Raw genomic sequence first — 20046 nt, forward strand, 5'->3', positions numbered from 1 at the left:
CGAGCCCGCCTGCCTCGGTGACCGCCGGTCGACGGTCACCGCGCAGAAATTTAGAGTGCGATGTTGACGGACTTGGTCTGGGTGTACTCGCCGATGGCGCCTTCACCGAGTTCGCGGCCCCATCCGGACTGCTTGTAGCCGCCGAACGGAAGTGCGGTGTCGAACGCGTTGTGGCAGTTCACCCACACCGTGCCCGCCTTGATCTCGGCCGCCACCTCGTGGGCGCGGGAGACGTCCCGGGTCCAGACGCTGGCGGCGAGACCGTAGGGGGTGTCGTTGGCCGCGGCACGGATGCCTTCGTCACGGTTGAACGGCACCGCGACGGCGACCGGTCCGAAGATTTCCTCCTGGTACACGCTGAAGTCCCGGTTCACGTCGACCAGCAGGGTCGGCTCGACGTAGTAACCGGTGTCGCCGTGCCGCCGGCCGCCGGAGAGCGCGCGGGCACCGTCGGCGAGTCCGGCATCGATGTATCCGGTGACCTTGCCCAGCTGCTCCGCGGAGATCAGCGGTCCGATGTCGTTGGTGGGGTCGAGGCCCGGTCCGATCTTCTGTGACTTCGCGAAATCGGCTACTCCGGAGGTGAATTCGTCGAAGATCCGGTCCTCGACGAGCAGACGCGTTCCGGCCGTGCAGGCCTGGCCGTGGTTGAACAGGAACCCACTGGCGACCCCGGGGATCGCGGCTTCGAGGTCGGCGTCGGAGAAGATCACCTGCGGGCTCTTGCCGCCGAGTTCGAGGGACACCTTCTTCAGGTTCCCCGACGCGGCATTGACGATCTTCTTTCCGACTTCGGTGGATCCGGTGAACGCGACCTTGTCGACGTCGTCGTGACTCGACAGCGCCGCGCCGATATCGCCGAAACCGGTGAGCACGTTGAAGACGCCGTCGGGGACGCCGGCCTCGGCGATCACCTCGGCGAGGAGCAGCGCGGTGAGCGGGGTCTGCTCCGCGGGCTTGAGGATCATGGTGTTCGCGCAGGTCAGCGCCGGGGCCACCTTGAACGCGGCCATCACGAGCGGGAAGTTCCAGGGGATGATCTGCGCGCACACGCCGACCGGTTCGCGGGTGGTGAAGGCATGGAATCGGGCCCCGGGCGCCCACGGCACCGACACGGGGATGGTGCGGCCTTCGATCTTGGTGGCCCAGCCTGCGTAGTAGAAGAAGATCTCCGCCGCCCACGTCACGTCGACGGCCTTCGCGACCGCCACGGACTTGCCGTTGTCGATGGATTCGAGCTGCGCGAACTGATCGGCCCGGGCCAGGATCCCCTCACCGATCTTCCAGAGGATCCGCTGGCGTTCGGCGGGGGTGAGCGAGCGCCACGGCCCCGACTCGAAGGCCCGCCGGGCCACCGCCACCGCGCGGTCCACGTCCTCGATGCCGGCGTGCGGGACCGTCGTGATCACCTGTCCGGTGGCGGGATCGACCGTCTCGAACGTCCGGCCCGACGCCGAGTCCACCCAGCGGCCGTCGACGAACATGCGCTTCGGCGACGAAACGAAGTCGACGACCCGGGGGTCGAGTCCGGCTGGGGAGTGAACGACTGCAGTCATCATGTCCTCTTCGATGGGAGTGAATGAATCTGTGATTGAATCCGGCTTCTGCAGAACACGTTTGGCGTCGATATGCGCTTCGTCGTGCTGCCGCCTGAACCCACGATAAACCCAGAATGTGTCGCCGGTCACTACTAAATCCGGATGGGAATCAGCGGCTGCGGCATTCTCATTCGACTTTTCCGGCCACAGCGGCGGCGATTCTCATTCGACTTTTCGGGTCGGCCCAGTTGATCCGCCATGCGCGCCGGCGCCGCCTGCGAAATGGGGAACGTATTCTCCGGCCATTCTCATTCGAGGTGATCGAAAATTAATTGCGATCGGCGCATCCCGCTCGCCTCCTGCGCTAGCGTGCAACTCATGCGGCCCCCGGGTTGATCACCCGCGCGGGCCGGCCAGAAAGTGTGGAGAGCAGGTGCGTGGTGTCCGGTACACCGAGAATCAGAAGCAGATCACCGGTCGCCGGTCTCGAGCGGGCGCGCCTGAGTTTCGTCCAGGTGCTGGGGCAGTCCGTCTCGGCGGTCGCACCGTCGGCCGTGATGGTGACGCTGCCGGCGCTCGTCATCCCCGACGCGGGCCGGGCCACCATCGCGGTGTTCGTCGCCGCGGCGATTCTGATGACGGCGGTCGGCTACTGTGTCGGACAGTTCGCCACCCGGATGGTGGCGGTCAGCGGCCTCTACAGCTACATCGTGAAGGGACTCGGGCCGGTGCCCGGTTTCGGCGGCGGCTGGTCGCTGCTCATCGGCTACGCCGCCGCGGCCATGGCGAGCACGCTCGGTGCCGCGAGCTACCTCGCCGCCCTGCTCGGCCGGGTCGGTCTCCCCACCGGTCCGACCCTCATCGCGGTCCTCGCGGCGATCGTCGGGCTGCTGGCCCTGCTGCTGATGGTGCGCGGCGTGAAATTGTCGGCGCGGATCATGCTCGCCATCGAGGTGTTCGCGATCGTCGCCGCGTCCGCCGCGCTGGTAGTCGCGTTCGTCCAGTCGGTGCGCGAGGGCGCGACGGCGTCGGCGGGCGGCGCGAGATCGGGTTCCGCGGTCGGGTTCGCGGTGTTGCTCGCGATCACGTCGTTCGTCGGTTTCGAGAGTGCGGGCACGGTGGCACGCGAGGCCCGCAACCCGTTCGTCGCGGTCCCGCGCGCCATCAGGTGGACCCCCATCGCACTGGGGGTGCTGTACGTGTTCGCGGCTGCCCTGCAGTTGCCGGAACCGGTGCGGCAGGGAGTCGATTCGCTGCCGATCGTCCTCACCCTGCCCGACACGTCCGGCGCCGGGTCGTCGACGCTGTCGATCGTGATGGAACTCGGCATCACCGCCTCCTGGTTCGCGTGCGTCTTGGGTTCGACGACGGCGCTGTCGCGCACCCTGTTCGCGATGGGCCGCGAAGGGGTGGTGCCGAGCGTGTTCGGCCGGACCCACCACCGGTTCCACACCCCGCACGTGGCGTTGGCGGTCGCGATGCCGGTGATCGTCGCCGTGCCCGTCCTCTACCTGTTCGTCAGCGGTTCGAGCCGCGACGTCCTCATCGGGCTGCTCGCCGTCTCCGCGCACGGCTACGTTCTCGCGTACGTCCTGCTGTGCGTCGCGACGCCGGCGTTTCTCCGGCGGATCGGCGAACTGACCCGGCTTCCGCTGATCATCGGCGTGCTGGCGGCGACGGCGATGGTCGCCCTGGTCGGGTGGGCGGCGTTCTCGCGAACGTACGTCGCGGGCGCGGCGACCGCGGTCTATGTGCTTCTGATGCTGCTCGGCGCCGCGGTCTTCGCGATCCGCGCCCGGCGATCCCCCGGAATCGGAGAACGGATGGGTGTGTACGACGAGGCAGTGGCCGAGGACGTGCTGGGCCGGTACCGGCCGTGGGAGGTGCGCCGGTGAGCGCCGACGACAGAGCCCTCTCGGGGCGGCAGCCGAAGGCGGTCACCAGCGCCCTGCGGGTGCTCGAGGAGGTGGCCCGCGCCGGCTCGGGTGTCACCGCGAAGGACATCGCGGCCCGCCTGTCGATGCCGTCCGCGACCACGTACCGGCTGCTCAACATTCTGGTGGGCGAGGGTTATGTGGTCCGGCTCCCCGACCTGTCCGGGTTCGCGTTGGGCCAGAAGATCGGGATCCTCGTCGACGCCGCGGTCGTGCCCACCGTGTGCGCCGCCGCGCGTGAGGTTCTCGCCGAATTACGACTGTCGGTGCGGTTCGGGGTCCATCTCTTCTATTTCACCAACGTCGCGGTCCGCACGGCCGAGGCCGACCCCGAATACCCTCCGCCGGAGGACGAGGCCTTTCTCAATCAGCACCTGTACGCGTGTGCCGTCGGCAAACTCCTGCTCGCGGAGAAGTCGGAACTCGAATCCGTGATTCCGCGGTGGGAGCCGCGGGCGTTGACGGCCCGCACCATCGTCGCGCGGAGCGAATTACTCGCGAACCTGGACCTGATCCGCAGCCAGGGTTTCGCGACCCAACTCGCGGAACTCCGGGACGGTTCGGCGTGCGTCGCCGTACCCGTCCGGTCCGGGACCGGGGCCCTCATCGGCAGCCTGGCGCTGTCGGGGCACGTCGATCACGAACACCTCATGCTGCGACATGTGCCTTCGCTCCGCGAGCACGCGGAGCGGCTGGCACCGTTCCTGGCGTAGTCGAACCCATCCGTTCCGACGACAGCGCCGAATGTTCGGTGGCAGGGGTAGAAGCCTCTGCACCGCAGTCACGTGCCGATCGACAGGGGTCCTCGATGTGTCCGACAACGGCAGACGGCCCGACTCCCGCCGTGGACCGGCGAGGTCGACCGTCGCTCACCCCCAGAGAGCTCGAAATTCTCCGCCTCTGGGTTCTCGGTGAATCGAAGAAGGCAACGGCGGCCGACCTGGGGATCAGCCTCGGCACGATCAACACCCACCTGATTCGGATCCGGGCCAAATATGCCCGGCTCGGCCGACCGGTGGCCAACAAGACGGAACTGCTGATCCGCGCCCTCCAGGACGGAATCGTCACCCTCGGCGAGTTGTGAACAGGAAGTTCCTGTCACACGGCTGACACCCGCCGATGTCGCTACGCTGGGCACAGGCCGATGCAGTAAACCTTGGGAGGAAGCGGTGGTAGCCGTACAGATACAGGTGGGTGATCTGGTGCAGGCATCCGGTCACGCCGGTCCCTGGCTGGTGGTGGAGATCAGCAAGGGCTTGGCTTCGCTGCAGCATCCCGACGGACATCGACTCTCGGTCCGGACGACGACCCTGTCTGTGGTGCACAAGGCAACGAGCCCGGCGGGCGAGGTCGAGCCGGCCGCCGGCGATCAGCCGGGAGACGCGCCCACCCTTTTTGACTAAGTCCTTTTCGACTGGTCGACGATCGTGGTGACGACGGCCGTGGTGGCGGGTGTCCGCGGTGTGGAACCGAACCCGAATCGGACGGGCGGGGCCACCGGCCGCAGCACGCCGAGGTCTTCGCCGCGCCACGATGCGGCCATACCGGTCAGTCGCCGCTGATCGATGGCCCCGTAGAACTCACGTCGGCCGTTGCCTGCGGTGCCGCGGGTGCGCACACCCCGGAGCGCGACGCGGGCGATCGGGTCGCTGACCGCGCAGAACCACGGTGCGCTCGCGACAGCCACCGGCAGCAGATGCAGCAGTCGCCCGAGCGTCGTGCGGGCGCCGACATCGAAGCGGACGTGCAGGTCGCCGGCCCGGACCGCCCGGCTGTCGCCCGCCCGCGCGTAGTGGACGGGCGTGATCACCGTCCGGTCGAAGGTGTACGTCGCGGTGACGAAATCTCGGACGGCGTCCGACGGTGCGAGGAGCACGCGGTGCCCGTCGGCGAGTTCGACCATCACGTCGGTGAACTCACCGAGCGGCGATCGCGCCCAGTGGCCGACGACGATGCGGACGCCCGACCCGGTGCCGAGGCCCGTGATCTCACCGTCGAAACGCCATCGGGTCATCCGGTCAGGTGGCGATACGCGGCGGCACTCGGGTCTGCCAGCACGGTCCGCAGAATGAATCGTGTTTGCGCCGTGACGTATTGGTCCACGGTGTAGCGGGCCGCGAAGTGCCAGTGTTTGAGGGCCCACCCGTGCGCGAGCATCATCATGTCGAAGGTGGTGAGGTCGACGTCGAGGTCACTCGCGACGCCCGCGGCGATCGCCGCCACGAGGGCGTCGTGGAGCGGCGTGGACGTCGCCACCTCGAGTTCCTTGATCCTCTCGCGTCCCTCCGGGTCTAGCGTCCGGCTCTCCCGGTACGTCAGGACGACGGCGTCCAGGTTCTCGTCGACGATCTCGACGAACCGGCGGAACCCGGCCACCAGCCGCTCGATGGGGTCGGTGCCTGCCGCGTCCATCGCGGGTTCGAGCTGATCACGGAAGGCATCGAGGATGTCGACGATCGTGGCGAGGAGGATCTCCTCCTTGCCACCAAAGTACTTGTAGATCAGCCCCACACTCACCTCGGCCTCGTCGGCCAGCGCCTGCATGGACATCTGATGGAAGCCCGTCCGCTGCATCACGGTGACGGCGGCGTCGAGCACCTGCCGCCGTCGGGAACTGACGCGGACGGCGCGGACCGCTTCGTCGAGTGGAAGGGCGGACGTGTCCTTCGCCATGACAGATGACCTCTCCTTGCCGGCAGAATCTGCGGTGAATGGGTATTCACAGTATCTCGCGCTGACCCGGGTCGGCAGTGCGGCCCGGGTCAGATTCCGAGATCCTTCGCGACGATCGTCTTCATGATCTCGGTGGTGCCGCCGTAGATGGTCTGGATCCGCGCGTCCACGAACGCGCGTGCCACCGCGTACTCCCGCATGTACCCGTACCCGCCGTGCAGTTGCAGGCAGCGGTCGGCGACCCGGACCTGCAGTTCGGTGGTCCACCACTTGAGCCGCGCGGCCCTGGCCGGGGTCAGCTCGCCGCGGACGTGCTGCCGGATGCAGTCGTCGAGGTACGTCCTGGCCAGGTCGAGTTCCGTCGCGAGTTCGGCGAGAACGAACCGGGTGTTCTGGAAACCGGCGATCGGCTGTCCGAAAGCGCTGCGCTCCTTCACGTACTCGAGGGTCTGGACGAGCACCCCCTCGGCGGCCGAGACGGCGCCGACGGACAGCGAGAGGCGTTCCTGCGGCAGATTGTGGACCAGCTGATAGAAGCCCTGCCCCTCCTCGCCGAGCAGGTTGGCTACCGGGACGCGCATGTCGGTGAACGTCAGTTCGCTCGTGTCCTGGGCGTGCAGTCCGATCTTCTCGAGGTTGCGACCACGGGAGAACCCGGGTGTGTCCGACTCGACTATGAGCAGCGACAACCCTTTGTGCTTGTCGGCCGACGTGCGGACGGCGACGACGAACAGCGTGCCGTTCTGGCCGTTGGAGATGAACGTCTTGCTGCCGTTCACCACGTAGTGGTCGCCGTCGCGCACCGCTGTGGTGCGGATGCCGGTGAGGTCGCTGCCGGTACCCGGCTCCGTCATCGCGATGCCGAGGATCGTCTCCCCGGTGACGGTCCCGGGCAGCCATCGCGCCTTCTGGTCCGGGGTCGTCATGTCCGTCAGGTACGGCAGCACGACATCGTTCTGGAGCGAGAACGCGATACCCGCGGCGGCGGCGCCGGCCCGGTTGACCTCGTCGACGACGATCGCGTTGTAGCGGAAGTCCTCGACTCCGGGGCCGCCGTACGCTTCGGGAACCGAGAAGCCGAGCAGCCCACGCTTACCCGCTTCGGTGAACAACGCCGGGTCGAGGCAGCTGTCGTTCTCCCACTGCTCGTGGTGCGGAACGATCCGCTCGCGCACGAAGCTGCGGACGCTGTCCCGGAACTGATGGTGTTCGGACTCGTAGCCGATGGTCATGGTGTTCGTCTCCTGTCCTTTACGAGCCGACGGTCTGGGATCCGCGGGCACTCGGGACGACGAATGCCCCGCTCTCGAACTCCCTGCGCGCGGTGTCGGTGGCCTTGTAGTGCAGCTTCTTTCCCGTCGCCGACACCGGAAGCGAGTCGACGAAGCGGTAGGCGCGGGGGCGCTTGAACTGCGACAGCATCGGGTGGCGGCGGCAGAAATCGTCCAGTTCGTCCGCGGTCGGGGCCGGCGCGGTGGTGACGACGTAGGCGACGACGACCTGACCCCACTTGTCGTCCGGAACGCCGACCACCAGCGAATCGGTGACCGATGGGTGCCCGCCCAGCGCTTCCTCGATCTGCACCGGGTGAACGTTCTCACCGCCGGACAGGAGCATGTCGTCCTTGCGTCCGACGATCGTCACGAACTCCTTGTCGTCCCAGGTGGCGAGGTCGCCGATGTGCAGCCAGCCGTCGCGGAACTTCTGCTTCTCCTGCTGCGGCGCATCGAAGTACGCGACCGCGCCTTTCGGGGAGCGCACGATGACCTCACCGATCTCGGAGCCGTCCTTGGCGACCGTCTCATGGGCGTCGGCGAGGCGGTCGTCGAACAGCTTGACCACGGCGACGTCGTCGTCGATGCAGGCCCGTCCCGCTGTCCCGGCCTTCTCCGGCAGGTCGGCGGGCCGGAGGAAAGTGTTCCAGAATCCTTCGGTGCTTCCGTAACCGTTGAAGATGCGGGGATTCAGGACCTTCTGGTAGCGCAGTGCGGCGTCCCGCTCGAGGGGCGCACCCATGGTCACGATTCCTTTGAGGCTCGACAGGTCTCGGGGTTTCTCCTCCTGGGCGCGCGCGAGCATCGCCAGGTTGGTCGGAGCGCCGATCAGGAACGTCAGCCCGTGCTCCTCGACGTAGTCGAGGGTGACCTCGGCGTCGAAGCTGCGCATCGGCAGCAGCGAGGCGCCGAGGTAGAACGTGGGATTCGGTCCGGCGCAGTACAGTCCGCCGCGATGGAACCATGGGGTCATGTTCAGCGTCTTGTCCTCGGCGGACAGCGGGAAGTGCATGATCACGTCGTGAGCGCTGAAGATCTCGATCATGCTGTTGAGCGGGACCCCCTTGGGCATGCCGGTGGTTCCCGACGTGAACAGCCGCGTGGTTTCGTCCCACACCGTGCGCGTCACCTCCGGCGGCGACGCCGACTCGGCCACGAGTTCGTCGAATCGGATCACCTCGCAGCCGCTTCCCTGCAGGGGTTCTCCCGGACCGACGGCGACGACGAGAGCGGGCTTGTGCGTGGAGCGCGCCAACGCGTCCCGCACCATGTCACCGATCTCGGTGTCGTAGACGAACACCGTGGGACGGTTGGCGTCGAGGATGAAGGCCGTCTCGCCGGGTGCGAGCCGGAAGTTCATCGGGGATCCGACTGCGCCGCAGGCCTGCCCGGCCAGGTACAGCTGGGCGAACTCGGGACCGTTGAACAACTGGTACGACACGACGGCGCCCGGTGTGACGCCGGCCCGGGCGAGCCCGGTGGCGAGCCGGTCCACGCGATCACCGAGTTCGGCGTACGTCCAGCTCTCGCCGGTCGACGGGGACTGCATCGCGAGTCGATCGGCGTACCGGTGCGTGTTGCGCCGGAAGCCGTTCAGATAGGTGAAGTCGTGCTCGAAGTACTGACGATAGGCGTGGGCATCGTATGTGTACATCATGATGAGTCCTCCGTCCCGGTGCCGGTCAGCCGGCCATGGTGAGGCCACCGCTGACGCTGATCACCTGGCCCGTGATGAACGATGCGGATTCGGACGCGAAGAACAGGACCGGCGCCGCAACCTCCTCCGGCCGGGCCAGTCGGCGGAACGGAATGGCCTTGACCAGAGCCTCTTTGAGCTTCTCCTCCTGCGCCTGGAACAGCGGGGTGTCGGTCGGCCCGGGGCAGACGCAGTTGACGTTGATCTGGTACCGGGCCATCTCCCGCGCCAGCGACTTCGACAGCGCGATCACGCCGCCCTTCGCACCGGCGTAGATGCTCTCACCTGCGCTGCCGACTCGGCCGGCGTCGCTCGCGAGGTTGACGACCCGGCCGCCGGTCCCCGCCGCCACCATGCCGGGGAGGAACGCGCTGCACATGTGCACGGGCCCGAGGTAGTTGATGGCGACGACCTTCTCGGCGAATTCGGTGGTGGCGTTGAGGAACTGATCGGTGCGGTCCCATCCCGCCGCGTTGACGAGGACGTTCGCGACGCCGACCTCGGCCGTCACCCGGTCGCGCAGGGCGTCGACCTGCGCTCGGTCGGCGACGTCGACGGTCATCGGAAAGAGCCGGTCGGGCCGGTCGGCTGCCGTCTTTTCCGCGGCCTGCAGGTCGAGGTCGGCGACGATCACCCGGTCGCCCTGCTCGGCGAGCGCGAGGGCGATGGCCCGGCCGATGCCGGATCCTGCGCCGGTGACCACTGCGATGTTGTTGCTCATGGTGTTTCCTCTTCCCGTGCGTTTCGGACTCAGGCGTTCACGAATTTGTTGAACTCGGGCTTGCGCTTCTCCGAGAACGCCGCCGCGCCCTCGAGCCCCTCGGGTGAGTGCGTGAACAGGTCGAGCGCAGACATCGCGAGGTTGCTCAGCCCGGCCTGATGGTCGGTGTCGGCGTTGAACGACTGCTTCAGGAATCGCAGGGTGGTGGGGCTCTTCTCGGCGATCTCCGCGGCGACGGCCTTGGCGTCGTCGAGCAGGCGGTCGGCGGGGACCACCCAGTTGACCAGGCCCCAGCGTTCGGCGGTGATCGCGTCGTACTGGCGGCAGAGGTACCAGATCTCGCGGGCACGCTTCTCGCCGACGACGCGCGCCAGGAACGCGGAGCCGAAGCCGGCATCGAAGGAGCCCACTCGGGGACCCGCCTGGCCGAACTTCGCCGTCTCGGACGCGATGGTGAGGTCGCAGAGGACGTGGAGCACGTGGCCGCCGCCGACGGCGATGCCGTTCACGGCCGCGATGACGGGCTTGGGGACGTCGCGGATGAGCTTGTGCAGATTGCCGATCTCGAACATTCCGCTCTCGGTGGGCCCGTAGTCGCCGGTCTCTGCGCGCTGCTTCACGTCGCCGCCCGTGCAGAAGGCCTTCTCCCCCGCCCCGGTGAGGATGATCGCCTGCACCGTGTCGTCGGCCCATGCCGAGCGGAAGGCCTTGATCAGTTCCTCGACGGTCTTGCCGCGGAAAGCGTTGTAGCGGGCGGGGCGGTTGATCGTGACGATCGCAGCCGGGCCGTCGACCTCGTAGGTGATGTCTTCGTAATCGGTCACGGTGATTCCTTCCTCGGAAGCCTGGAATGAGAGTCAGTTCAGATTCTGTGAACTGTTATTCGATAGAAATGAACGTATATTCACTCGATGGGGTGTGTCAAGGGTCACCCCACCCGTGACGACTACAGGAAGGCGCTGATTCCGGTCTCGGCGCGGCCGATCAGCAGCTTCTGGATCTGACTCGTGCCCTCGTAAAGCGTCATCACCCGCGCGTCACGCATGTACTTGGCGACGGGATATTCGTCGACGTACCCGTACCCACCGAAGATCTGTAGTGCGTTGTTGGCGGCGCGCACCGCGGCCTCACTACAGAAGTACTTCGCCTTCGACGCGGCCGTGCCGAAGGGCTCACCGCGCTCGATCAGGTCGGCCGCCCGCCAGGTGAGCAGCCGGCCGGCGTCGGCGTCGACCGACATGTCGGCGATCAGGTCCTGCACGAGCTGGAACGATGCGAGCGGACGGTCGAACTGCGTGCGCTCGCGGGCGTAGTCGACGGCCGCCTCGAGGCAGCCCTGAATGATCCCCACGCATCCGGCTCCCACCGAGACACGCCCCTTGTCCAGCGAGTGCATCGCGATCGAAAAGCCCTGCCCCTCGGATCCGAGCAGGCAACTCGCCGGCACGCGCACGTCGGTGAAGGACAACTCGGCGGTCGCCTGCCCGCGGAGCCCGAGCTTCCCGTGGATCTCCCGCGATTCGAAGCCCGGCGTGTCCGTCGGCACCAAGAAGGCCGAAACCCCTTTGGGCCCGGGACCTCCGGTGCGCGCGAACACCAGGCACACCTTCGCCCAGGTGCCGTTGGTGATGAAGATCTTGGATCCGTTGATGACGTAGTCGTCGCCGCTGCGCACCGCCCTGGTCTTCAGGTTGCCGGGGTCGGAACCGTTGTCGGGCTCGGTGAGCCCGAAGCAGGCGAGCGCCTCCCCGGACGCGATGCGGGGGAGCCATTCGTGTTTCTGCTCCTCGGTGCCGTGCGACAGGATCACTTTGCCCACGAGTCCCATCGACACCGACACGATGCCCCGGACGGCGGAGTCGGCCCGCCCGAGTTCCTCCATCCCGAGGCAGTACGTGATGTAGTCGCCGCCGAGTCCGCCGTACTCCTCCGGGATGGTCATGCCGAAGAAGCCGATGTCGGCGAGTTTCGGGACGATCGACGTGTCCACCGATTCGGCGCGGTCCCATTCGGCGCGGTGTGGGACGACCTCCTTGTTCAAGAAGTCGCGGGCCAGCTGCCGGAACTCCTTCTGCTCCTCGGTCAGTGCCAGGTCCATGGATGCTCCTCGATGCCGCGATGAATGCACGATCACTGAATGTGAGCAGTAACTCACTAAAAATGAAGCTATATTCACCGCGCGGGGACGTCAACCCTGTATCGACTCCAGACACTCGCCCGACGCCACGCCCGTGAGTAGGCTCGACTCATGCCGGTCACCTGGTCGGACGAGGTCGATGAGGTCATCCGCGGCGATCTGACCTGCGGGTTCGCGTACGTCACTCCTGCAGGCGGGACCGTAGTGACGGCGGTGGCGCCCCTCGGGCTGTGCGACCGCGAGAGGGGCACGGTCGGATTCACCACCTCGCTCGGCTTCGGCCGCAAACTCGACCGCGTCCGGGACGAACCGCGGGTAGCGCTCGCCTACCACGCGCGGGAACACGGAATCGGCGACGACAGCAACCGGCGGTACGTGCTCGTGCAGGGCGAGGCGACCTTCGACCCCACCCCCGATCGGGAACTGCTCGACGACATCGGCCGGCAGTCGGTGCCGTACACGGGCGAACCGCGCCGAGGCATCTTCTGGGACCGCTGGCTCAGCGCGTACTACACCGACCGCGTGCCCGTGACGGTCGCGGTGGCACGGGTCGTGGTCTGGCCCGACCTGCGCATGACGGGAAGTCCCGAGGTCTTCGGCGCACCGCTACCCAGCGTCGAAGCGCCTCCCCAGGCGCCGCCGAAGAAGGGCACCGGCCCACGGGTGGATGCGGCGAAGGTCGGTGAGCGCGCCGGGAAGCTCCCGCACCGGCTGCTCGCCTATCGTCAGGCGGACGGCTATCCGGCCATCGCGCCGGTCGACGTGAACTCGGCGGGCGGCGACGGCGTCCGCCTGACCGTTCCCGTCGGTGTGCCCCAGGGCGGCCGCCGCGCCGGCCTGCTCGCGCACTCCTATCGCGCCCAGCTCATCGGCCTCGAATCGCGTCAGAACACCGGGTGGATCGAGGTCACGGGCACCGAGGCGGTGTACGCGCCGCACACCGAGGCGGGTTCGCCGCGCCGCCGAACAAGACGATCATGCTCCTGGCCAACGGCTTCCTGGCCCGGCGCGGGCTGGCGAAGGCCCGCAAGGAGGGCCGGTCCCAGACCCCGGGCCACTGATTCGGACGACGCCGCCGTTGACGTAGATGATCTGGCCGTTACCCCCGCGCGCAGGGCCGGCGAGGATCGACATGACCTCGGCGATATCGGTCGGCATGCCCAGTCGTTCGAGCGGCGACATGCCCGCGAGGCGATCGACCACGTCCTGCTCCCTGCAACCCAGGTGGCTCCGGCGCCGCCTGTGACTCCCGCGCAATTCGACGGCGAGGGCCACAGGCATGCCGTCGCGGATGAGCGTCCGTAAGGCCAATACGGTGGAGCGGCCGCCAGTTCGCCCCAGATAGTCAAGTTTTCTGTCCCGGTTGGTCAAAAGTTACCACCCTGCGCCAGCTATCGTGACATCCATCACCTCAAGTGGTGTGGGCCGGGCACGTCGCTAGAGATCGAGCACGAGTGGCCGCTCCGATCTCCGTTGGAAGACGTCACCGGTGGCATCCGACCGGCTCGTGCCAACCCTTATCCCTCTCGATTGGAGTTCTTCATGCATTTTCACGATGATGCCCTGTTCCCGGAGAACCAAGACAAGCTCGTCATCACTGTCGCGCCGTACGGCCCGGAGTGGGAGGTCGACGACTTTCCCGAGGACCTGCCGTTGTCGATGGACGAGCATGTCCAGCAGGCTGTGGACTGCTTTGAGGCCGGCGCGACCGTGCTGCACATCCACGTCCGCGAGCTCGACGGGAAGGGCTCCAAGCGGCTGTCGAAGTTCAACGAGCTGCTGGGCCGGCTGCGCGAGGCCGTGCCGGAGATGATCCTGCAGATCGGCGGCTCGATCTCCTTCGCCCCCGAGGGCGAGGGCGCGGAGGCGAAGTGGCTCAGCGATGACACCCGGCACATGCTGGCCGAGCTCGATCCGGCGCCGGACCAGGTGACGATCGCGATCAATACCGGCCAGATGAACATCATGGAGTTGATGACCGAGAACGACACGCGCGGAACGTCGTTGGCGCGTCCGGAACTGGTCGAGACCTACCGGGAGATGACTGTGCCTGCCGGCCCGACCTGGGTGGAGGAGCATCTGCGCCGTCTGCAGGCCGCGGGTATTCAGCCGCACTTCCAGCTTGGGAGCATTCCGCAGCTCGAGACCGTGGAGCGATTGGTCCGCCGGGGCTTCTACACCGGCCCGCTCAACATCACGTGGGTAGCGATCGGCGGCGGGCTGGATGGACCGAACCCGTACAACATGATGGAGTTCATTCGCCGAGTCCCGGACGGCGCCTCGCTCACGCTCGAGACGTTGATGCGCAGCGTGCTGCCGATGAACACGATGGCGATCGCGATGGGCCTGCACCCCCGGTGCGGCAACGAGGACAATCTGTGGGCGCCGCGGGGCGGCAAGATCACCTCGGCGGAACAGGTGCGCCAGTTGGTGCGGGTCGCGGGTGAGCTCGGCCGGGAAGTGGCGACCGCCAAGGAGGCCCGCGAGATCTACCGGATCGGTGAGAGCTACGCGGATGCGGACGAGACGCTGGCGAAGGCCGGTTACGCGCCGAATCGCCGGCCGGGGCAGGTGGGATTCACCCACTACGCCCAGCACCAGAACGTGTAGCTACACATCACGAGACGGTGGGGCACGGTGACATCGCCCGTGCCCCCAACGCACTGCCCGTCCGAAGGACCAGCCGATCGGCCCCGCGCTTTCGACACAATCTCGAACTTTTCGCAACAACCCCAAGGAAGTAGCCCATGGTGCTGCAAGGTGAACCTATCGAGGTCGACACCCCAACTCTCATATCCAGCCGGAAGCGACGGATCTTCCCCTGGGTGGTCTTGGCACTGACCTTCGGCCTACTGCTGTCGGACTACATGTCGCGCCAGGTGCTCAGCGCCGTCTTCCCAATTCTCAAGGCCGAGTGGGACCTTTCTGACTCGCACCTCGCCTCCCTGAACAGCATCGTTGCGCTGATGGTGGGCTTGCTGACCTTACCTCTATCGATCTTGGCGGATCGCTGGGGACGGATCCGGAGTCTGGTCCTGATGGCCGTGCTGTGGAGCGTCGCGACGCTGCTGTGCGCGATCGCCACCAGCTACGAGCAGATGCTCGGCGCCCGCTTCCTCGTCGGTGTGGGCGAGGCGGCCTATGGCAGTGTCGGTATCGCCGTAGCGCTCACCGTCTTCGCGCCCCGCGTCCACGCGGCCCTCGCCGGAGCATTCATGTCCGGCGGATCGTTCGGTTCGGTGATCGGCGTCGCGATCGGCGGGTTCATCGCGGTCCAGTTAGGCTGGCGCTGGTCCTTCGCCGCCATGGCGATCTTCGGCCTGATCCTGGTGGCACTGTTCCGCGCCCTGGTGTCGGAGGGCAAGCTGGCCCGATATGCCATTGAGGGCCCGCCTACCGCGATCGGCGACCCGAACACGCCGGACGGTTACCGTGCCCCCCTGTCCAGCCTGTTCACCAACCCCGCAGTCGTGTGGACCTACGTGGGCAGCGGACTGCAGATGTTCACGGCAGCGGTCCTACTGGCCTGGATGCCGAGTTTCTTCAACCGGTACTACGGCCTGGCCCCAGACAAGGCCGGAGTGGTCGCGTCCGTCTTCGTGCTGCTCATCGGCAGCGGCATGGTGGTCTGCGGTCTCATCACCGACCGGGTCAGCCGCGAGAGCCCGGCCACGAAGTGGACCTCGGCGATCATCTACTGCGTCATCGCGCTGGGCTGTCTGGGGCTTGGGTTCAGCATGGGTAACGGCCCCATCCAGCTGGCCCTGATCGGCGTCGGCGCCTTCTTCTCGGCTGGCTCCTCCGGCCCGGCCGCCGCGATGGTCGCCAACCTCACGCACACCACCCTCCGCGCCTCCGCGATGGGCGTGGCGACCTCTGCCAACAGTCTCCTCGGCCTGGCCCTGGGCCCCTTCATCATCGGGATCCTGGCGGACCACCTGGGCCTGCTCGGCGCGCTCAGGCTCTCGCCGTTGGCATACATCCCCGCGGCCTCAGCACTGCTACTGGGACGACGCCTATTCCCCGCCGGCTTACGCAAGCTACAGCAGCTGCGGCCGGGCGGCGCCTCGAACATCACCAACTAACACCGGAGACCACAATGGCCCACCCTGTCCCCACCGACCCCCCGACTCCCACAGTCGTGATCGTGCCCGGACTGCGGGACCACGTCGAAGAGCACTGGCAGACCTTGCTGGCGAACAAGCTCGACCGGGTCCGTATCGTGCCTCCACTCGAGAACGACAAGCTCAGTTTGAGCGCGCGCACAGCAGCCCTCGACGCCGTGACCGAGGACGTCGACGGTCCGATCGTGCTCGTCGCCCACAGCGCCGGCGTCATGATCGCGGTGCACTGGGCTCAGCAGACGACCCGGCCGGTCCTCGGCGCACTGCTGGCGACACCCCCCGACCTGGAACAGCAACCCCCCGAGGGATATCCGACACTCGGGGACCTCGACAGCAACGGCTGGCTACCCATCCCCCGCCGCAAGCTGCCCTTCTCGAGCATCGTCGCGGCCAGCACGAACGATCCGCTGGCCAGCCGCCGCCGAGTGGCCGGCATGGCGGAGGCGTGGGGCGGTCGGCTGGTCGACCTCGGAGACGTGGGGCACCTGAATCCGGCCTCCGGATACGGAAATTGGCCACATGCAGAGGAGCTCATCGAGGAGCTACTCGAGGTTCGAAAGGTAGCCACCTCATGAGCAAGGTATTCGGCACAGCCTCCGCCGCGGTGGCAGACATCCAGGACGGAACGTCCCTGGCGGTCGGCGGATTCGGCGCATGCGGCATTCCCGACGTGCTGATCAAGGCCATCGACGCGGCCGGAGCAACGAACCTCGAGGTGTTCACCAACAATTGCGGAGTGGAAGGCGTCGGGCTGGGAATCCTATTGGAGGGAAGAAGGATCCGCCGTGTAACGGCATCCTATGTCGGGGACAACAAGGAGTTCGCCCGGCAGTATCTCTCCGGAGAGCTCGAGGTGGAGCTGACCCCACAGGGCACCCTCGCAGAGAAGCTCCGCGCCGGCGGCGCCGGGATCCCGGCCTTCTTCACCCCCGCGGGTGTGGGCACCCCGATTGCGGGCGGAGGGCTGCCCTGGCGCTATCGCGCAGACGGATCCGTTGCGCTCGCGTCGCCGCCGAAAGAGGTCCGCGAGTTCGCGGGCAGGAGGTATCTGCTCGAGGAGTCCATCAAGGCGGAGTACGCGCTGGTGCACGCGCTCGTCGGCGACACCGCGGGCAACCTCATCTTCAGCAAGGCCGCGATGAACTTCAATCCAGTCGCGGCGATGGCGGGCGAGGTGTGCATTGCTCAGGTCGAGAGACTCGTCGAGCCCGGTCAGCTCGATCCGCACCACGTGCACCTGCCGGGGATATTCGTCGACCGGATTGTGCAGACCGGGCCGCAGGAAAAACAGATCGAAAAACGCACCGTAACCACCGCCAACGGCAACGGCAACGGCAACGGCAACGGCAACGGCAAGAGGACCACCTGAGATGACCACGATTGTTGATTCGGCGACCCCCGAGGTCGTCGGCTGGACGCGCGATGAGATGGCCGCTCGGGCGGCCCTGGAACTGTCCGAGGGACAGTACGTGAACCTGGGCATCGGGTTGCCTACGATGATCCCGAACTACCTGCCTGCCGGTGTGACGGTCACCCTGCACAGCGAGAACGGCATCCTCGGAACTGGCGCCTATCCCACGGAGGACCAGGTCGACGCGGATCTGATCAACGCCGGCAAGGAGGCGGTGACCGTCAACTCCGGCGCGTCATTCTTCGATTCCGCGACCAGCTTCGGGATGATCCGCGGCGGCCATATCGACGTCGCGGTACTCGGCGGCATGCAGGTCTCCGCCACCGGCGACCTGGCGAACTGGATGGTCCCGGGAAAGATGGTCAAGGGCATGGGCGGTGCCATGGACCTGGTCCACGGCGCCGCCAGAGTGATCGTCCTCATGGAGCACACCGACAAATCCGGCGCGCCGAAGATCTTGTCGGCCTGCACTTTGCCGCTGACCGGGGCAGGCGTGGTACACCGCATCATCACCAACCTCGCTGTCATCGACGTCACGGACAAAGGCCTCGTTCTGCGCGAATGCGCTCCCGGCGTGACAGAGACCCACGTCCGTGCCGCCACCGCCGCCGCTGTCGTGTGACCCCCATTCGAGTCTTGAAAGTGGGCCTGATGCTCAATTTGTGTGTTTTGCTGGAAGATTCGGTCCGGCTCGATCGGATGCCCGGTCTGGGGCGTCGAGCCGCGGTTGGCGGACCAGGACTGGAACACGGTCTCCGGAGAAGGCCAGGTGGGAGAGATCGCGCTGCGCGGGCACAACGTAATGAAGGGGTTCAATGTCTACCCCGCGAGATCGAGGAGGTGCTGATGACCGACGAGTCCGTCTCGCTGGCAGCGGTAGTCGGACTGCCCGACGAGCGGCACTGCCCGCGCCGAATCGAATTCGTCGCGGCGTTACCGATGACAGCGACCGGAAAGTTCCTCAGGCGCGAACTCGTCCGTTTTGAGGCTGCCCACTGATTCCCGCACCACCCAACCATTTCGGAGGAATGATGACCCAGAACGAAAACAGCCATCCCGTGGTGGAGGCGATGAAGGCCGGCGGCAGCTGGAATCCACTCTGGGATGGGCTCAACGAGATGGACCCGGACTGGACCGAGCTATACATGAAGATGGCGATGCAGCCCTACCGAAGTGGAGTTCTCTCGCCGAAGGTCATCCAACTGCTGTGCATCGCCGTCGACGCCGCCGCCACCCACATGTACGCGCCGGGCACCAGACGCCACATCCAGGCCGCGCTGGACATCGGGGTGACACCCCAGGAGATCCTCGAGGTGCTCAAACTGTCCACCGTCGTGGGAATCCACTCCTGCAACCTCGGCGTCCCGATACTCGTCGAGGAGATGGCCGCGCACGAGCGCCGTCAGGCGGCCAACTGACCCTGCGGTCAGCCGTCAAGCTGAAGCTGCGTCGTACTGCTTGGACGTGGCTATGGGTGAACGCGTGCATATGGGTGCCCAGTTGACCTCGCAACCTCACAGACGAGGGACTCCGAGCGTGGTGCGGGTACGGCGGGGTCTCTGGTTCTGAGGTAGGGCATGCCAGGTGGCCGGAGCATCCTGCTGTTGCAGCGGACCGATGACTGTCGAGAAACGAGCGAGTACCGCAGCGCGGCAGGGCCTTCCGGTGTCGAGGACTTACGAGAGCCGGCCAGGAGACGAAAGGAAACCGAGATGAAGCTGCAGGGCAAGGTGGGGGTGGTCACGGGGGCGGCCCAAGGACTGGGGAGAACCATCGCGGTGGCGATGGCCGAGGAGGGTGCGGACATCGTCGCCTGCGACATCCAGGCGGACAAATTGGCGGACGTTGCGGGAGAAATCGAAGCACGCGGCCGACAGTGCCTGCCTGTGAGCTGCGACGTCTCGGACAGCGCCGCGGTTCGAGAGATGTTCGCCCGAACGGTAGCGCGGTTCGGCACCGTGCACATCCTGGTCAACAACGCTGCTCTGGTACCGAACTCTCCCGCCGAGGAGGAGCGGCGCAACCGGCAATACGCGCACCTGACCACGCCGACGCCGCGGCGGTCCCTCGGTATCACCAGCGACCTCACCGACGAGGACTGGCTCAAGTGGTGGGATGTCAACGTCCACGGAACCTTCTACTGCACCCGCGAAGCGTTGACGTTCATGCAGGCCCAGCAGTACGGCCGGATCATCAACATCGCGTCGATCGCGGGCATCTCCGCGGCCAGCACGCACAGCCCGGGATACTCCGCAAGCAAGGCTGCGGTCGCCGGCTTCACCAAGACCGTGGCACTGGATGTCGCCGGCGCCAACATCTGTGTCAACGCGATTGCCTGCGGGGCAGTGATGACACCACAATTCGAGGAGTATCTCGCCCGAGCGACCGATCAGCAGCGAAATAGCCTGTACCAGATCATCCCGCTCGGCCGTCTCGGGCGGCCGGAAGAGTACGCCTCTCTCGCCGTCTACCTCGCCGGGGACTCTCACTACCTGGTGGGCCAGGTCATCAGCCCCAACGGGGGCGCGGTCATCTGAC

19 protein-coding genes and 2 pseudogenes are annotated in these 20046 nt (G+C 66.7%); 13 read left to right on the forward strand and 8 right to left on the reverse strand.

Annotated elements, in window-relative coordinates; translation table 11 throughout:
* Window positions 1–50 precede the first annotated feature (50 nt).
* Window positions 51–1556: an aldehyde dehydrogenase family protein gene (locus RJ1_RS24575; protein ID WP_073364810.1), complete on the reverse strand. Its 1506-nt coding sequence runs from the start codon at window positions 1554–1556 to the stop codon at window positions 51–53.
* Between the two features lie 422 nt (window positions 1557–1978).
* Between RJ1_RS24575 and RJ1_RS24580 the strand changes: the two genes are divergently transcribed.
* The 4 genes from RJ1_RS24580 to RJ1_RS24595 all read left to right on the forward strand — a co-directional run bounded on the left by RJ1_RS24580 (window position 1979) and on the right by RJ1_RS24595 (window position 4875).
* Window positions 1979–3433: an APC family permease gene (locus RJ1_RS24580; RefSeq protein ID WP_174695015.1), complete on the forward strand. Its 1455-nt coding sequence runs from the start codon at window positions 1979–1981 to the stop codon at window positions 3431–3433.
* The gene (locus tag RJ1_RS24585; RefSeq protein WP_073364812.1) at window positions 3430–4185 is read left to right on the forward strand and encodes an IclR family transcriptional regulator; all 756 of its coding nucleotides are present in this window, start codon (window positions 3430–3432) and stop codon (window positions 4183–4185) included. Before RJ1_RS24580 ends, RJ1_RS24585 begins: the two co-directional genes overlap by 4 nt.
* Window positions 4186–4316: 131 nt before the next feature.
* The gene (locus tag RJ1_RS24590) at window positions 4317–4556 is read left to right on the forward strand and encodes a response regulator transcription factor (protein ID WP_240319906.1); all 240 of its coding nucleotides are present in this window, start codon (window positions 4317–4319) and stop codon (window positions 4554–4556) included.
* Window positions 4557–4641: 85 nt separating this feature from the next.
* Window positions 4642–4875: a hypothetical protein gene (locus RJ1_RS24595; protein WP_073364760.1), complete on the forward strand. Its 234-nt coding sequence runs from the start codon at window positions 4642–4644 to the stop codon at window positions 4873–4875.
* Here RJ1_RS24595 and RJ1_RS24600 read toward each other — a convergent pair.
* The 7 genes from RJ1_RS24600 to RJ1_RS24630 all read right to left on the reverse strand — a co-directional run bounded on the left by RJ1_RS24600 (window position 4872) and on the right by RJ1_RS24630 (window position 11934).
* Window positions 4872–5486: a hypothetical protein gene (locus RJ1_RS24600; protein WP_073364762.1), complete on the reverse strand. Its 615-nt coding sequence runs from the start codon at window positions 5484–5486 to the stop codon at window positions 4872–4874. The genes RJ1_RS24595 and RJ1_RS24600 overlap by 4 nt on opposite strands.
* Window positions 5483–6145 (reverse strand): TetR/AcrR family transcriptional regulator, encoded by a 663-nt coding sequence (locus RJ1_RS24605; RefSeq protein WP_073364764.1) that lies wholly within the window; start codon window positions 6143–6145, stop codon window positions 5483–5485. The genes RJ1_RS24600 and RJ1_RS24605 overlap by 4 nt, the downstream gene beginning before the upstream one ends.
* A gap of 89 nt (window positions 6146–6234) precedes the next feature.
* Window positions 6235–7377: an acyl-CoA dehydrogenase family protein gene (locus RJ1_RS24610; RefSeq protein ID WP_073364765.1), complete on the reverse strand. Its 1143-nt coding sequence runs from the start codon at window positions 7375–7377 to the stop codon at window positions 6235–6237.
* Between the two features lie 19 nt (window positions 7378–7396).
* Window positions 7397–9076 (reverse strand): class I adenylate-forming enzyme family protein, encoded by a 1680-nt coding sequence (locus tag RJ1_RS24615; RefSeq protein WP_073364767.1) that lies wholly within the window; start codon window positions 9074–9076, stop codon window positions 7397–7399.
* A 25-nt stretch (window positions 9077–9101) separates the two neighbouring features.
* Window positions 9102–9836: an SDR family NAD(P)-dependent oxidoreductase gene (locus tag RJ1_RS24620; RefSeq protein ID WP_073364770.1), complete on the reverse strand. Its 735-nt coding sequence runs from the start codon at window positions 9834–9836 to the stop codon at window positions 9102–9104.
* Between the two features lie 29 nt (window positions 9837–9865).
* Window positions 9866–10660: an enoyl-CoA hydratase-related protein gene (locus RJ1_RS24625; RefSeq protein ID WP_073364772.1), complete on the reverse strand. Its 795-nt coding sequence runs from the start codon at window positions 10658–10660 to the stop codon at window positions 9866–9868.
* Between the two features lie 122 nt (window positions 10661–10782).
* Entirely contained in the window at window positions 10783–11934 is a 1152-nt protein-coding gene (locus tag RJ1_RS24630; protein WP_073364774.1) for an acyl-CoA dehydrogenase family protein, read from the reverse strand.
* A 150-nt stretch (window positions 11935–12084) separates the two neighbouring features.
* Here RJ1_RS24630 and RJ1_RS24635 point away from each other — a divergent pair.
* From RJ1_RS24635 to RJ1_RS24675, 9 genes and pseudogenes are all read left to right on the forward strand, one after another.
* A pseudogene (locus tag RJ1_RS24635) lies at window positions 12085–13034 on the forward strand (pyridoxamine 5'-phosphate oxidase family protein).
* A gap of 481 nt (window positions 13035–13515) precedes the next feature.
* Window positions 13516–14583: a beta-keto acid cleavage family enzyme gene (locus tag RJ1_RS24640; protein WP_073364776.1), complete on the forward strand. Its 1068-nt coding sequence runs from the start codon at window positions 13516–13518 to the stop codon at window positions 14581–14583.
* Between the two features lie 137 nt (window positions 14584–14720).
* Window positions 14721–16058, forward strand: a complete 1338-nt coding sequence (locus tag RJ1_RS24645; protein WP_073364778.1) for an MFS transporter — start codon at window positions 14721–14723, stop codon at window positions 16056–16058.
* A 14-nt stretch (window positions 16059–16072) separates the two neighbouring features.
* Window positions 16073–16672, forward strand: coding sequence for an RBBP9/YdeN family alpha/beta hydrolase (locus tag RJ1_RS24650; RefSeq protein ID WP_073364780.1), 600 nt, complete (start codon window positions 16073–16075; stop codon window positions 16670–16672).
* Window positions 16669–17466 carry a CoA transferase subunit A gene (locus RJ1_RS24655; RefSeq protein WP_073364782.1) on the forward strand — a complete coding sequence of 266 codons (798 nt, stop codon included), beginning with the start codon at window positions 16669–16671 and terminating at the stop codon, window positions 17464–17466. Before RJ1_RS24650 ends, RJ1_RS24655 begins: the two co-directional genes overlap by 4 nt.
* Window position 17467: 1 nt before the next feature.
* Window positions 17468–18130, forward strand: a complete 663-nt coding sequence (locus RJ1_RS24660; RefSeq protein WP_073364784.1) for a 3-oxoacid CoA-transferase subunit B — start codon at window positions 17468–17470, stop codon at window positions 18128–18130.
* A 60-nt stretch (window positions 18131–18190) separates the two neighbouring features.
* Window positions 18191–18507, forward strand: a pseudogene (locus tag RJ1_RS45420) (AMP-binding protein); the annotation flags it as partial.
* Window positions 18508–18539: 32 nt separating this feature from the next.
* Window positions 18540–18926 (forward strand): carboxymuconolactone decarboxylase family protein, encoded by a 387-nt coding sequence (locus RJ1_RS24670; protein WP_073364787.1) that lies wholly within the window; start codon window positions 18540–18542, stop codon window positions 18924–18926.
* 294 nt (window positions 18927–19220) lie between these two features.
* Window positions 19221–20045 (forward strand): SDR family NAD(P)-dependent oxidoreductase, encoded by an 825-nt coding sequence (locus RJ1_RS24675; protein ID WP_073364788.1) that lies wholly within the window; start codon window positions 19221–19223, stop codon window positions 20043–20045.
* The last annotated feature ends 1 nt before the right edge of the window (window position 20046 follow it).

This window comes from Rhodococcus jostii NBRC 16295 (genome assembly GCF_001894825.1).
In the GTDB taxonomy this organism is placed as follows: domain Bacteria; phylum Actinomycetota; class Actinomycetes; order Mycobacteriales; family Mycobacteriaceae; genus Rhodococcus_F; species Rhodococcus_F jostii.